The organism is Alphaproteobacteria bacterium, assembly GCA_019635875.1.
Classification (GTDB): domain Bacteria; phylum Pseudomonadota; class Alphaproteobacteria; order Reyranellales; family Reyranellaceae; genus JAFAZJ01.
Map to the genome: position 1 here is coordinate 239,874 of JAHBYP010000006.1, position 14,835 is coordinate 254,708.

The 14,835-nt window shown below is 68.0% G+C and carries 12 protein-coding genes; 10 read left to right on the top strand and 2 right to left on the bottom strand.

All coding sequences use genetic code 11. The features are described from left to right. Positions 1 to 110: 110 nt before the first annotated feature. Positions 111 to 2,117: a protein meaA gene (locus KF889_22060; GenBank protein MBX3502135.1), complete on the bottom strand. Its 2,007-nt coding sequence runs from the start codon at positions 2,115 to 2,117 to the stop codon at positions 111 to 113. Positions 2,118 to 2,240: 123 nt separating this feature from the next. Between KF889_22060 and KF889_22065 the strand changes: the two genes are divergently transcribed. The 6 genes from KF889_22065 (at position 2,241) to KF889_22090 (ending at position 9,922) form a co-directional block, all read left to right on the top strand. After that, entirely contained in the window at positions 2,241 to 2,522 is a 282-nt protein-coding gene (locus KF889_22065; GenBank protein MBX3502136.1) for a hypothetical protein, read from the top strand. A gap of 39 nt (positions 2,523 to 2,561) precedes the next feature. Next, positions 2,562 to 3,773, top strand: coding sequence for a DUF898 family protein (locus tag KF889_22070; protein ID MBX3502137.1), 1,212 nt, complete (start codon positions 2,562 to 2,564; stop codon positions 3,771 to 3,773). A gap of 7 nt (positions 3,774 to 3,780) precedes the next feature. Then, complete coding sequence (locus KF889_22075) at positions 3,781 to 4,887, top strand: M48 family metallopeptidase (protein ID MBX3502138.1); 1,107 nt, start codon at positions 3,781 to 3,783, stop codon at positions 4,885 to 4,887. Between the two features lie 368 nt (positions 4,888 to 5,255). Then, positions 5,256 to 6,641, top strand: a complete 1,386-nt coding sequence (locus tag KF889_22080) for a hypothetical protein (GenBank protein MBX3502139.1) — start codon at positions 5,256 to 5,258, stop codon at positions 6,639 to 6,641. A 181-nt stretch (positions 6,642 to 6,822) separates the two neighbouring features. After that, complete coding sequence (ccrA, locus tag KF889_22085; protein MBX3502140.1) at positions 6,823 to 8,115, top strand: crotonyl-CoA carboxylase/reductase; 1,293 nt, start codon at positions 6,823 to 6,825, stop codon at positions 8,113 to 8,115. A 115-nt stretch (positions 8,116 to 8,230) separates the two neighbouring features. Further along, positions 8,231 to 9,922, top strand: coding sequence for an acyl-CoA dehydrogenase family protein (locus KF889_22090; protein MBX3502141.1), 1,692 nt, complete (start codon positions 8,231 to 8,233; stop codon positions 9,920 to 9,922). A gap of 102 nt (positions 9,923 to 10,024) precedes the next feature. Here KF889_22090 and KF889_22095 read toward each other — a convergent pair whose 3' ends face one another. Beyond that, entirely contained in the window at positions 10,025 to 11,413 is a 1,389-nt protein-coding gene (locus KF889_22095; protein MBX3502142.1) for a beta-lactamase family protein, read from the bottom strand. A 347-nt stretch (positions 11,414 to 11,760) separates the two neighbouring features. Between KF889_22095 and KF889_22100 the strand changes: the two genes are divergently transcribed. The 4 genes from KF889_22100 to KF889_22115 are packed head-to-tail and all read left to right on the top strand — an operon-like array spanning position 11,761 to position 14,834. Further along, positions 11,761 to 12,162 (top strand): nucleotidyltransferase substrate binding protein, encoded by a 402-nt coding sequence (locus KF889_22100; protein ID MBX3502143.1) that lies wholly within the window; start codon positions 11,761 to 11,763, stop codon positions 12,160 to 12,162. Next, a complete protein-coding gene (locus KF889_22105) occupies positions 12,146 to 12,439 on the top strand; it encodes a nucleotidyltransferase domain-containing protein (GenBank protein ID MBX3502144.1) in 294 nt (97 codons plus the stop codon). The genes KF889_22100 and KF889_22105 overlap by 17 nt, the downstream gene beginning before the upstream one ends. After that, entirely contained in the window at positions 12,436 to 14,286 is a 1,851-nt protein-coding gene (gene recQ, locus KF889_22110) for a DNA helicase RecQ (protein MBX3502145.1), read from the top strand. Before KF889_22105 ends, recQ begins: the two co-directional genes overlap by 4 nt. Beyond that, positions 14,283 to 14,834, top strand: coding sequence for a GNAT family N-acetyltransferase (locus KF889_22115; GenBank protein MBX3502146.1), 552 nt, complete (start codon positions 14,283 to 14,285; stop codon positions 14,832 to 14,834). Before recQ ends, KF889_22115 begins: the two co-directional genes overlap by 4 nt. Position 14,835: the final 1 nt, after the last annotated feature.

The window sequence follows — 14,835 nt, forward strand, 5'->3', positions numbered from 1 at the left end:
CAGGCCCGCCATCCTGAGCGGAGCGAAGGATCCAGCGGTAGCGAGCGCAGACGCATTGCTGGCGTGTGGCCGCGATATCGCAAGGTCCTTCGCTGCGCTCAGGACGACGATCAAGCCGCTTCCTTCCAGCTCGCGTCCACCACGGCGACGATGTCGCGCATGATGGCGGTGATGTCGAAGTCCTTGGGCGTGTAGACGCGCGCGACGCCGGCCCTGGTCAGCGCCTCGGCGTCCTCGGCCGGGATGATGCCGCCGACCACGACCGGCACGTCGGCGATGCCGGCGGCGCGCAGGCCGTCCATCACCTCGGCGACCAGGGTGACGTGGCTGCCGGAGAGGATCGACAGGCCGACGACGTGCACGCCTTCCTCGAGCGCGGCGTTGACGATCTGCGCCGGGGTCAGCCTTATGCCCTCGTAGACGACCTCCATGCCGCAATCGCGCGCGCGCACGGCGATCTGCTCGGCGCCGTTGCTGTGGCCGTCGAGGCCGGGCTTGCCGACGAGGATCTTCAGGCGGCGGCCGAGACGACGCGACACCGCCTCGACCTCGCGGCGCACGCCGTCGAGGCGCTCGGCCGAGACGCCGGCGGCGCGCGCCACGCCGGTCGGCGCGCGGTACTCGCCGTAGATCTCGCGCAGCGCCTGGCCCCATTCGCCCGTCGTCACGCCGGCATGGGCGCAGGCGATCGACGGCTCCATGATATTGCGGCCTTCCTTTGCTGCGCTCTTCAGCGCGTCGAGCGCCGACGCGGCGGCGGCATTGTTGCGGCTGGCGCGCCAGGCCTGCAACGCCTCGATCTGCTCGCGCTCGACCGAGGCGTCGACGGTGAGGATCGCGCCGGCGCCGGTCGAGAGCGGCGAGGGCTCGGCGTCGGTGAAGGCGTTGACGCCGACCACCATCTGCTCGCCGGCCTCGATGGCGGCGATGCGGCGAAGGTTCGATTCGACCAGGCGCTGCTTCATGTAGCTGGCCTCGACGGCGGCGACGGCGCCGCCCATCGCCTCGATCCTCGCCAGCTCGGCGCGCGCTTCGTCCTTCAGCTCGGCGACCTTGCGGGCTACCTCGGTGCTGCCGTCGAACAGGTCGCCGAACTCCAGGAGATCGGTCTCGTGCGCCACGATCTGCTGCAGGCGCAGCGACCATTGCTGATCCCAGGGGCGCGGCAGGCCCAGCGCCTCATTCCACGCCGGCAGCTGGACGGAGCGCGCGCGGGCGTTCTTCGACAGCACCACCGCCAGCATCTCCAGCAGGATGCGATAGACGTTGTTCTCGGGCTGCTGCTCGGTCAGGCCGAGCGAGTTGACCTGCACGCCGTAGCGGAACAGGCGCTGCTTGGGATCCGTCACGCCGTAGCGGTCGGCCAGCTCGTCCCACAGCTCGACGAAGGCGCGCATCTTGCACATCTCGGTGACGAAGCGGACGCCGGCGTTGACGAAGAAGCTGATGCGGCCGAAGACCTGCGGGAAATCCGCATCAGGCACCTGGCCCTGCGCCCTCACGGTGTCGAGCACCGCCACGGCGTTGGCAAGCGAGAAGGCGAGCTCCTGCACCGGCGTGGCACCGGCTTCCTGCAGGTGATAGCTGCAGACATTCATCGGGTTCCACTTCGGCACCTCGCGATAGGTGAAGGCGATGGTGTCGGCGGTGAGCTTCAGCGAGGGCTGCGGCGGGAAGATGTAGGTGCCGCGCGAGAGGTACTCCTTGACGATGTCGTTCTGCGTCGTGCCCTGCAATTGGCCGCGCGCCACGCCTTGCTTCTCGGCCGCCGCGATGTAGAGCGACAGCAGCCAGGCGGCCGGCGCGTTGATCGTCATCGAAGTGTTCATGCGATCGAGCGGGATGCCGTCGAGCAGGGTCAGCATGTCGCCCAGATGCGACACCGGCACGCCGACCTTGCCGACCTCGCCCTTGGCCAGCACATGGTCGCTGTCGTAACCGGTCTGGGTCGGCAGATCGAAGGCGATGGAGAGCCCGGTCTGCCCGCGCGAGAGGTTCGTGCGATAGAGTTCGTTGGACTTCTTCGCCGTCGAATGGCCAGAGTAGGTGCGGATCAGCCAGGGCCGCTCCTTCGCAGGTGCGGCAGGGCGCGACGGTGTCGGGGTGGCAGTGCTCATCCTGTCGATCTAGGGGATTTCATGCTGCATCGCAACATGAATGTTCTTTTGTTATCCGTTGGCCTCGCTCTTTGCAACATAGCGACCGGCTGGGCGCAGGCTGATGCGCCGGCAGTGAAGCGCATGGACGGCATCTGGGGCCTGCCGCCGAATTGCGGCGGCTCGGCGCCGATCAACGTGCTGGGCGACAAGGTGCAGTTCCAGTGGCCGGGACGCGAGCGGGTGCTGGAGCAGGTGATCTCGGTCGCCGGCGATCGTGTCGCGACCGTCATCGTCGAACCGCCCCACCGCGTCGGCGAGCGCTACGAGTACGAGGTCGAGGCCGAGCGCATGCTGATCCGGGTGATGAAGGACGGGCGCGAACAGGTCGTCGTGCGCTGCGGCGGTTCGTTCCCGACGAGCTGATGGTCTTCGCGGCATGGTTCGGGCATCATTGCGCCGGCCATGAGTGACGTGTCGACCGCATCCGCCGCCCTGCCGCCCGCCTGGTCGGCCACACCCGAACCGCCCGCCGCGCCGGCGCCGATGCCACCGCCCAAGCCGCCAGTGCAGCTGATCTATGACGGCAAGCTGGGCGAGCTCTACGTCATCTATCTGCGAGCGCTGCTGCTGACCCTGCTGACCCTGGGCTGGTACCGATTCTGGGGGCGCACCAGCGTTCGGCGCTATCTGTGGTCCCACTTCTCCGCCTTCGGCGACCGCTTCGAGTATCGCGGCCTGGGTGTCGAGCTCTTCCTCGGCTTCCTGATCGCCATCGGCTCGCTCCTGGTGCTCGAGGGTGCGGTGCTCGGCCTGGTGTGGTGGGCCTGGGGCGACGAGCTGCCGGCCGAGATCGGCATGACCGACATCATGACCTGGACGCTGATCATCGTCGGCCTGCCACTCCTGCCGGTGGCGCAGTACGCCGGCTGGCGATATCGCTTCACCCGTAGCGCCTGGCGCGGCATCCGCGCCGGCCTGAAGGGCTCGTCGTGGACCTATGGCTTCATGGCGATCGGCTGGGGCCTGGTGAACGCGATGTGCATGCAGCTGGTCACGCCGGTGCGCGACGTGTCGCTCAACGGCTATCGCACGCGCCACATGACCTTCGGCAACCTCAACTTCGGCTTCGCCGGGCGAGCCGCCGACATCTATGGCCGGTTCATCGGCTTCTATTTCCTCAACATCGCCGCCTGGATCGTGCTGGCGATCGTCGTCTTCATGATCATCCGCGGCGTGTCGTCGAGCATCGGCTCGCTCTCGTTCGAGCAGATGATGGAGAAGCTGGCGCATCCCACGCCGATGGTGCTGCTCGTCCTCTTCCTCATCGTGCTCGGCTTCTACACCCTGGTCGGCCTGATGATCCTGCCGGTGCGCTGCTGGTGGATGGCCTACTCGGTCCGCTACATGGTTTCGCGCGCCTGGTTCGACCGGCTGCAGTTCGTCACCGGCGTCACGACCCGGCAGATCTGGGGCTTCCTGGTGGTGAACTACATGATCCTGCTGTTCACGCTGGGGCTGGGCGGACCGTGGGTGATGCACCGCACGGCGCGGCTGATCTCGCGGCAGCTCTGGATCTATGGCGAGATCGATCCGGCCGCGGTGGCGCAGGCGCTGGGCGGCGACGCGGGAGTCGGCGAAGGGCTGCTCGACGTGTTCGACGTCGGCAGCGTGTGAGGCTGGCATGGCAGGGGCACGCTTCTACGACGGTCTGCATCCCACCGCGCACGAGGTGGCGCTGCGGGCGTCGGCTTCGGAAGTGGTGGCGGTGCTGGCCGACGGCCGCATCGCGGCGCGCTGGCCGGTGCCGGAGATCGAGGTCGTGTCGGATCCCTGGCACGAGCCGCATGCGCTGATGGTCTGCCCGCGCCAGCCCGGCGCGCGGCTGGCGGTCGAGGATCCCGGCTACCGCGAGGCGCTGGCCGCGCTGGGCGACAACATGCGCCGCGCCGCGCCGCGCCGCTCGCGCGTCACCCCGGTGCTCGGCGCGCTGGTGGCGGCGCTGGTCGTGACGATCGGCGTCATGGCTGTGCTGATCGAGAAGGCGCCGGACGTGGTGGCACCCTATGTGCCGCACGCCATGGAGAGGCGCATCGGCGCCGCCGTCGTCACCGCCATGCAGGGCGACTCGGAAACCTGCACGAAAGCCGACGGCGTCGCCGCGCTGCAGCGCCTGGTCGACCGCTTCCAGGTGGCGTCGGGTTACCAGCAGAAGGTCACCGTGCGCATCATCGACATGTACGACACGACGCTGGTCGGCGGCCGCGAGCGCAAGCGGCGCGTGGTCAACGCCTTCGCGGCGCCGGGCGGGCACATGGTGGTGATGTCCGGCCTGATCGAGCGCGCCGACGGACCGGAGGAGCTCGCCGGCGTCATGGCGCACGAGATGGGCCACATTGTGCACCGCCACTCGGTCAAGGCGCTTTTGCGTGCCTATGGCTTCGGCCTGGTCACCAAGCTGGTGATCGGCGGCTTCTCGTCCGACGTCGGCACGGTCGCCGATGCCGGCGGCCTGCTGCTGGCGCTGCGCCACAGCCGCGAGGCCGAGCGCGAGGCCGACCGCACGGCGCTGCAGCTGCTCGACGCCACCGGCATGCGCGCCGACGGACTGGCGCGCTTCTTCGGCAAGATCCTCGACGAGCAGGGCGGCAAGGACGGCGCGCAGCAGATGGGCGTGTTCTCGACCCATCCGCCGACCAATGAGCGCATCGAGATGACGACGCGGCCGGCGACCGGCGCGCCGGCGATGAGCGCGCGCGAGTGGCAGGCGCTGCGCGCGGTGTGCGACTGAAGCCGTCTCCTGCAGTCGTGCTGCCAGGCTATCGCCACGCAAGGCGTCGCCGGCGCCAGCGAATGGAGGATAGAATCTTTGATTTTTCAGTTCAGTATATCTGTATCTTGAATTAATCTCTTCATTTGTGTAGGATGTTGTGGCTGAGGGTTGTACGATCCCTGCCTAGTCGCGTTATATTTCTCGCTTAAGTCATTTATACAGAACACTATTTCCACAACGAGGATATCCCACGGGGCGGCCTGTCCGCCCATCCCCATCGACAGCGGATCGCCAAAGGTCGCCAGCAGTGCGTCACAGGCGAGTCACGAGCGATGGTCGATCTGGCCCGAAGGGCCGGCGTCAGGGACATGAATTTGGGGGCAAGCATGCTCATCCGCTCTGTCGGAGTGAAGAACCGCGTCCTGCGGGCAGCCGTCTTCTGGCGCACGCTGCTGCGCAACACGACGGCTGGCACGACGACCTTCGTGGCTTTCGCCGCGCCGGTATTCGTCGGCGCCCTTGGCGTCGGGGTCGACACCAGCGCCTGGTACATCGAGAAGCGCAGGATCCAGCAGCAGGCGGATGCGGCCGCGCTCGGCGGCGCGCGCGTCAAGGGCGCGGGCCAGAACAACACGACGGCCCTGGCCGTCGCCACGCGAGACGCCGGACGCAACGGCTTCGTCGCCAGCGGCACGTCGACCATGACGTTCAACTCGCCGCCGACCTCCGGCGGCTGGACCGACAAGGCGACGGCGGTCGAGGTGAGGATCACCAAGCAGCTGCCGTCGCTGTTCAGCTCGTTCCTCCTGGGTGCCTCGTCGCGCACGCTCTCGGCCCGTGCCGTCGGCTATACGCCCTACGTGCAGACACGCAACCTCGAGGTCTCGCTGGTGCTCGACCTCTCCGGCTCGATGGCGGGCAACACCGAGGTCTGGGGCACGACCAAGATGAAGGCGCAGCAGAACGCCGCCAAGGCCCTGCTCGACATCATCATCCAGAGCAACCAGACGCCCTACAGCTCGCGCGTCGCCCTCGTGGGCTTCTCCGATTCGGTGAACGTCGGCAGCGCCTACTTCACGGCGGCGACCAACAAGTCGCTGTCGGGGAGCTGGAGCGGCGTGGTCGAGCGCACCGGCAGCTACCGGTTCAAGGACGAGCGGCCGAGCTCGACCTATGGCTGGTTCGGCGAATTCAGGACGAAGAAGAACTCGTCGCCCTATGAGCCGTACCAGACCTACCTCAAGAACCTGTCGTCGCAGACGCCGAACGCGAACAACATCATCCGGCCCCTGTCGTCGGACAAATCGACGCTCCAGTCGCAGGTCGATGCGATGTCGCCCGTCGGCAGCACCGCCGGCCATCTCGGCATCGCCTGGGCCTGGTACATGCTGTCGCCGAAATGGAGCACGATCTTCACCGGCACCAATACGCCCAACGACTACGACTCGACCAAGACCTACAAGGCGATCGTGTTCATGTCGGATTTCGACTTCAACTCGTACTACGAATCCGCCAACGGCACCTCGAACTACCAGTTCGAGCAGCTGTGCACGCAGATCAAGAACTCGGGCGTGAAGGTCTATACCGTGGGCTACAACGTCGCGAGCTCGTCGGACAACACCAGGCGCATCAACTGCGCCAGCACCAGCGACTCGACGACGACCTACACCTTCACGACGACGACGGTGGCCGGGATGCTGGAGGCGTTCGAGCAGATCGCCGCCTCGAGCGTGATCGGCTCGAGCGATCCCAAGTTGCGCATCGTCGAATAGCCGGCCCTGATCCTTGCGACAGAAAGGGCGAGCCCTCGGGCCCGCCCTTTTTGCTGCGCAATATTATTGCGCGGCCGCGGCGCGGTTTTAGTCGAATTGACATTGTGCGTCGCACCATTATGCTGCAACCGCTAATGTCGCCAAACCGTTATGGTGCGGCGCATCAAGAGGGAAGCAGAGAATGACCGCAGCACTGGCGATCGTCCCGCCGGCCCATCCCACCGCCTCGCAGCCGGTGAAGGATCTCTACGAGGTCGGCGAGATCCCGCCGCTGGGCCACGTGCCGTCAAAGATGTACGCCTGGGCGATCCGCCGCGAGCGCCACGGGCCACCCGAAGAGAGCATGCGGCTCGAGGTCGTCGAGACGCCCTCGATCGGCGAGGACGAGGTGCTGGTGCTCGTGATGGCCGCGGGCGTCAACTACAACGGCGTCTGGGCCGGGCTGGGCATCCCGATCTCGCCCTTCGACGTGCACAAGGCACCGTTCCACATTGCCGGCTCCGACGCCTCGGGCGTGGTCTGGGCGATCGGCGCCAAGGTCAAGCGCTGGAAGGTCGGCGACGAGGTCGTCGTCCACTGCAACCAGGACGACGGCGACGACGAGGAGTGCAACGGCGGCGACCCGATGTTCTCGCCCAGCCAGCGCATCTGGGGCTACGAGACGCCCGACGGCTCCTTCGCCCAGTTCTGCCGCGTGCAGGCGCGCCAGCTGATGAAGCGCCCGCAGCACCTGACCTGGGAGGAGAGCGCCTCCTACACGCTGACGCTCGCCACCGCCTACCGCATGCTGTTCGGCCACCGCCCGCATATCCTGCGGCCCGGCCACAACGTGCTGGTCTGGGGCGCCGCCGGCGGCATCGGCTCGATGGCCGTGCAGCTGATCGCCGCCGCCGGCGCCAACGCCATCGGCGTGATCTCCGATGCCTCGAAGACCGACTTCGTGATGCAGCTCGGCGCCAAGGGCGTGATCAACCGCAACGATTTCGATTGCTGGGGCCAGCTGCCCGACGTCGACGACCAGAAGGGCTACGCCGAGTATATGAAGAAGTGCCGCAAGTTCGGCGCGGCGATCTGGCAGCACACCGGCAAGGGCAACGACGTCGACTTCGTCTTCGAGCATCCCGGCGAGCAGACCTTCCCGGTGTCCTGCTTCGTCGTGAAGCGCGGCGGCATGGTGGTGTTCTGCGCCGGCACCACCGGCTACAACCTCACCATGGACGCGCGCTTCGTGTGGATGCGCCAGAAGCGCATCCAGGGCAGCCACTTCGCCAACCTGCTGCAGGCCAGCCAGGCCAACCAGCTGGTGATCGAGCGCCGCGTCGATCCGTGCATGAGCGAGGTCTTCGCCTGGGAGGACATCCCGCGCGCCCACACCAAGATGTGGAAGAACCAGCACAAGCCCGGCAACATGGCGGTGCTGGTCTCGGCCCGGCGCCCGGGCCTGCGCACGCTGGAAGACGCGTTGGAAGAATAGCCGCGGCCGTCGTCCTGAGCGAAGCGAAGGACCCGGCGGTGTTGCCATCAGTTGCGTGTGATCGTCCGTTCGCGAGGTCCTTCGCTTCGCTCAGGACGACGGAGGGAATCGTTTGATGTCTGTCGCGGAAGAACTTGCGACGCCGTCGCTGGTGCTCGACCGTTTGCTGCCGCTGTGCGCCGAGGCCGAAGCGATCGCCGAGTCCTTCGACATCGCCGCCAAGAACGCGGTGCGCAAGCTGATCGCGCCGTCGGGCCGCGTCGACGCCAGGCTGTTGGAACGCGAGCAGTTCGCCGCGCACGGCTATGCCTGGATCGCCACCTACGTCGCCGGCCTGCGCCAGATGCGGCGCTGGGCCGAGGCGCTGAAGGCGCACGGCACGTTCGGCGAGCTCGAGCAATTGATCCTGCAGTCCGCGTTCGGCGAGTACCTCAACCAGCTCTCAGGCGGCATCGCCATCAGCCAGGTCGAGGTGGTGCGCCCCGGCGATCTCGGCATCGACGACGCGGCGCTCGGCGCGCTCGACTCCGGCGCCGCGCGCACCCTGCGCGCCGCGGGCAACACCGCTTCGGTGCGCGCGCGCATCGCCGAGTTGCTGGCCGATGCGCTCGACACCGGCGATTTCGGCGCGCTGGGCCTCGACGACGAGGCGCTCACCATGGTGCGCGACCAGTTCCGCCGCTTCGTCAACGACGAGGTGCTGCCCTTCGCGCACGACTGGCACCTGAAGGACGAGCTGATCCCGCTGCCCGTGGTGCAGAAGATGGCCGAGCTCGGCGTCTTCGGCCTCACCATCCCGGAGGAGTGGGGCGGGCTGGGCATGGGCAAGCTGGCAATGTGCGTCGTCACCGAGGAGCTGTCGCGCGGCTACATCGGCGTCGGCTCGCTGGGCACGCGCTCGGAGATCGCCGGCGAGCTGATCCGCGCCGGCGGCACCGAGGCGCAGAAGCAGAAGTACCTGGCGGCGATCGCCACTGGGCAGATCCTGCCCACCGCCGTCTTCACCGAGCCCAACACCGGCTCCGACCTCGCGTCCTTGCGCACCCGCGCCGTGCGCGAAGGCGACACCTACAAGGTCTACGGCAACAAGACCTGGATCACGCATGCCGCGCGCGCCGACATCATGACCATGCTGGTGCGCACCAACCCCGACAAGCCAGGCTACCAGGGCCTGTCGATGCTGCTGGCCGAGAAGCCGCGCGGCAGCGAGAGCGATCCGTTCCCGGCCAGGGGCATGACCGGTGGCGAGATCAGGGTGCTGGGCTATCGCGGCATGAAGGAATACGAGCTGGGCTTCGACGGCTTCGAGGTGCCGGCGGCGAACCTGCTGGGCGAGGCCGAGGGCAACGGCTTCAAGCAGTTGATGGCGACCTTCGAGGGCGCGCGCATCCAGACCGCGGCGCGCGCCATCGGCGTGGCGCAATGCGCGATGGAGCTCGGACTGCGCTACGCCAGGGACCGCGTGCAGTTCGCCAAGCCGATCGTCAATTTCCCGCGCGTCGCCGGCAAGATCGCCTGGATGGCGGTCGAGACCATGATCGCGCGCCAGCTCACCTACTTTGCGGCGCGCGAGAAGGACGGCGACCGACGCTGCGACATCGAGGCCGGCATGGCCAAGCTGCTGGCCGCGCGCGTTGCCTGGAGCAACGCCGACAACGCCCTGCAGATCCACGGCGGCAACGGCTACGCCATGGAGTACCCGATCAGCCGCGTGCTGTGCGACGCGCGCATCCTCAACATCTTCGAGGGCGCGGCGGAGATCCAGGCGCAGGTGGTGTGCCGCGGGCTGGTCGAGGGCCGCAACTAGGCGGCCCCCCGGGGTCGATCAGACCCTTGTGTCATCCCGAGCGCAGCGAGGGATCCAGGCCGCTTCCCTGGATCCCTCGCTGCGCTCGGGATGACAGGGGCTTCACGTCGGCAGATCGTACTTCTGCACGCCGCCGACCGGCGCGAGCTGAAAGCTGATCGTGATCTCGCCCGTCGCGGAATGGGCGACAATGCGGCCCGTGGTGCGTGACATCGGGTCGACCCGCGCCAGCTTCAGCGTGCCATGGCGCTGCACCAATGAAGCGGCGGCACGCCGGCGCTGCGCCAAGGCATCGTCGGGCGCGACATTGTCGGCGAAGATCGCGGCGGCGCGCTTGTCGTCCCAGTTCGTCAGCAGGTCGAACAGCGCCGTGCCGGCCTCGAGGAGCGTCGGCGTCGCCGAAAGTCCGGGGCGGCGAACCACGCCGGCGGCGGCCAGCGCCGCGAGCGCGCGTCGCGTCGCGTAGCGCATCGGTGCGTAGGTCGCATTGCCCAGCGCGATCAGGCCGACGCGCGTGTTCTTCACCCAGCGCATGTTGGAGCCGTAGCCCGGCAGGCCGCCGGAATGCTCGACCACCTCGCCGAGATCGCGGTCGTGGCCGATCTGCAGGCCCAGCCCATAGCCGCCGCTGAAGGGCCACACCGTGCCGTCGGCCGAGCGCGAGTCGAAGGGCTCGATCGCCGTCTCGACGCGCTGCATCTCGCGGCGCGAGGCGCGGCTGAGCGGCGCGCCGTCGGCGCCGTCGCGCGGCGGCCAGGCATCGGCGAGGAAATCGACCCATTTGGCCAGATCGGCGACGGTCGACCACAGCCCGCCCATCGGCGCCAGGCCGCCGTCGGGCGGTGTCGGCTCGGGCGCCCCGTTGTCGGCGCGCAGGCCGACGACGATGTCGGCGCCGGGCGGCGCGTCCTTCGACTCCCAGACCGTGCGGCTCATGCCCAGCGGCTTCAGTAGCCGCTCGCTGATGAAGGCCTGCGGCCGTATCCCCGAGGCGCGGTGCATGACGCGGCCGATCAGCGCGTAGCCAAGATTGGAATATTCGAAGGCCGTGCCGGGCACGCAGGCGAAAAGCGGACCGGCGCGCACGGCGGCGTCGAGCTCGCCATCGCCGATGTCGAGATGGCGGTCGCCCCAGGGATCGTCGGTCGCCAGGCCGCTCTGCATCGACAGCAGGTGCCGCGTGGTGATCGCGGGCGAGTCCGTAGTCGGTCCCTTCAGCGTGGCGAACTCGGGTGCATAGCGCGTGATCGGCGCGTCGATATCGAGCTTTCCCTCGTCGCGCAGGATCAGCGCCGCGGCAGCGGTGAAGCTCTTGGTCATCGAGGCGATGCGGAAGATCGAGTCCGGGCCGGCGCCGAAGCCGCTGAACGCCACGAGTGCGCCGTCGATCACGACGCCCGCGGCCATCGCCGGCACGCGGTCGAGCTCCCTGTGCTGCGCGAACGCCGCCTGGGCGATGCGCTGGATCCGGGCCTTGCTGTCTTCGCTCACGATTCCCGCCTGTGGTTGCCCCGCCACCCTAGCCGCCACGCCGAAGCAACGCGCGGCAAATCGCGCGCCATGTCGTCCGAGGCTATCGCATATCGCATTTCCACTCCTACCTTCCCCCGCTGGCGGGGGAAGGTGGCAGCGCGTAGCGCTGACGGATGGGGGTGGCTTTTGCGGCTAGACGCGATCTGACTTGCGACAGCACGTTCGTCTTTGACAACCACCCCCATCCGCCCTTCGGGCACCTTCCCCCGCCAGCGGGGGAAGGTATGAGATTCGCTATAAGCGATCGCCCTACTGGTTGCCGGGAGCGCCATGCCGGGTCGCCAACTGCGTGCTAGACTGAGTTCATGGCTGAAGACGAACTGATCCTCACGCCCATTGCAAACGCCGCTTCGTCCCTGCGGCGGGCGATACTTGTCAATCCGCGCGACGAGTTTGTGCGAGATGCCATTGTGCAGCGTTTCGAGTACACCTACGAGCTGGCGTGGAAGTTCATGCGACGTCGGCTGCTCGCCCAGGGCGTCGAGACGAACACGCTGACTCGACGGGATCTTTTTCGCGAGGCGGCAAAGGCAGGCTTGATCGACGATCCGGTGGCATGGTTCGACTTCACGCGCGCGCGAAACCTCGTTAGCCATACATACAACGAGGTCACCGCACTGGAGGTAGTCGCGGTGGCGGAGGCTTTTCTTCCCGCCGTCGAAACGCTGATTGCCAGGCTGGAGAAGCTCAATGACGATTCAGCTTGAAGCGGATCACCTCGAAGAAGTGCGTCGACTGCTCGATGCGCATCTGCCCGGGGCTCGTGCGTGGTGCTTCGGATCGCGCGCGACCGGCGATGCCCGCCGTTTCAGCGATCTCGACATCGCCGTGGAGATGGAGGGTGGTGTCCCATGGCGACGACTGAGCGAGCTGAAGGAGGCGTTTTCCGACAGCGATCTGCCGATCACCGTCGATGTCGTCGATTGGGATACACTCGACCCGGAGTTCCGGGCTGCGGTTGAGAAGCGACGCGTTCCATTGTGAGTGAAAAGTTGCCTGAGTTCGCAAGGGCCGAGGAAGCCCTCCATCGCGTCTTCGGCTTCGCCGATTTCCGGCCCGGCCAGCGCGAGATCGTCGAGGCCATCGTCGGCGGCCAGGACGTGCTGGCGGTGATGCCGACCGGCGCCGGCAAGTCGCTGTGCTACCAGCTGCCCGCCCTGCTGCGCGATGGCGTCACCGTGGTGGTCTCGCCGCTGATCGCCCTGATGCGCGACCAGGTCGAGGCGCTGCGCGCGCTGGGAATCGGGGCGGCGGCGCTGAACTCGGCCAACGGCGCCGCGGGCAATGCGCGCACCTTCGAGATGCTGCGCGAGCAGCGCCTGTCGCTGGTCTATTGCGCGCCCGAGCGCCTGGCGCTGGCCGACACACGCAATGCGCTGGCCGCCGCCGGCGTCGGCCTGCTGGCGGTCGACGAGGCGCATTGCGTTTCGAAATGGGGTCACGACTTTCGCGCCGACTATCTCACGCTGGGCGAGGCGCGCGCGGCGCTGGGCGAGCCGCAGACCGTGGCCTTCACCGCCACCGCCGACGCCGCGACGCGCCAGGAGATCGCCGAGCGCCTGTTCAAGCGTGAGCCGAAGGTCTTCGTGCACGGCTTCGACCGCCCCAACCTGCGCCTGGCGATGGCGGCGAAGGAGAGCACGGGCCGCCAGCTGCTGTCGTTCCTGCGCGGCCATCGCGGCGAGAGCGGCATCGTCTACCGCGCCTCGCGCAAGAAGACCGAGGACACCGCGGCGATGCTGAACCAGGAGGGCTTCCGCGCCGTGCCCTATCACGCCGGCATGGAGGCCGCCGAGCGCACGCGCAACCAGGACCTGTTCCAGCGCGAGGACGGCGTCATCGTCGTCGCCACCATCGCCTTCGGCATGGGCATCGACAAGCCCGACGTGCGCTTCGTCTGCCACGGCGACCTGCCCAAGGACATCGAGAGCTACTACCAGGAGATCGGCCGCGCCGGGCGCGACGGGCTGCCGGCCAACACGCTGACACTCTACGGTCTCGACGACATGCGCGTGCGTCGGATGCAGATCGACGAGAGCGAGGCGGCCGAGGAGCAGAAGCGCGCCCAGCGCCAGCGGCTCAACGCGCTGGTCTCGCTGTGCGAGGCGCCGCGCTGCCGGCGGCAGACCCTGCTGGCCTATTTCGGCGAGACGGTCGAGCCCTGCGGCAATTGCGATCTCTGCCTCGAGGGCATCGCCGTGATCGACGGCACGGTCGAGGCGCAGAAGGCGCTGTCGGCCATGGTGCGCACCGGCGAGCGCTTCGGCACCGAGCACCTGGTGTCGCTGCTGGTGGGCGAGGGTACCGAGTCGATCCAGCGATTCCGTCACGACCGGCTGCCGACCTTCGGCGTCGGCAAGGATCGCGACAAGCGCGAATGGCGCGCCGTGCTGCGCCAGATCAATGCGCTCGGGCTGGCGACCATGGACATCTCGGAGTACGGCCGCTGGGTGGTGGGCGAGCGCGGCTGGGCGGTGCTGCGCGGCAAGGAGCGCGTGGAGATGCGCGACGTGCGCATGACGCCGCGCCAGGCGCGCAAGGAGGCGGCCGCCCGCAAGGTGCGCGCCGCGATCGGCGAGCAAGCCATGGCCGATGTCGACGGGGACCTGCTGAGCGAGCTCAAGGCCCTGCGCAACCGCATCGCGCGCGGCATGGGCATGGCGGCCTACATGGTGTTTCCCGATCGCACCCTGCTGGACTTCGCGCGCCTGAGGCCCGCGACGCCGGAAGCGATGCTCGCCTGTCACGGTGTCGGCGAGGCCAAGATGGCACGCCACGGCGCGACCTTCCTCGAGGCGATCCGCGCGCATCAGGGAGGCAGCGGCGCATGAGCCGGCCGAAATTCCCAATGCTCGAGACCGAGCGCCTGCGCCTGCGCCGCTTCCGGCTGGGCGACATCGACGCCATGCACGCCGCCTTCGGCAGCGCTCGTGCGATGCGATACTGGACCACGCTGCCTCTGAAGACGCGTGCCGAGACGGCGAAGCGGGTGCGCGGCATGATGAAGATCGACGTCCAGGATCAGTGGCTGCGCTGGGCGATCGCGCGGCGGCGCGACGATGCCTGCCTCGGCATGATCAACTACTACGCACGCAACGAGGGCTCGCGCCGGCTCGAGCTGGGCTGGATCCTCGCGCCGAGGCACGAGGGCAAGGGCTACGCGCGCGAGGCGACGCAGGCGGTGATCCGCTACTGCATCGACGTGCTCGGCACGCATCGCATCGAGGCGATGATCATGCCCGAGAACACCGCGTCGATCCGACTCGCCGAGGCGGTGGGTTTCAAGCTCGAGGGCGGGCCGCTGCGCGATCGCTGGCGGCGCGGCGAGGAGTACCGCAGCGTAATGGTCTACGGCCTGCTGGCGGGCGAGGAGAGATGAG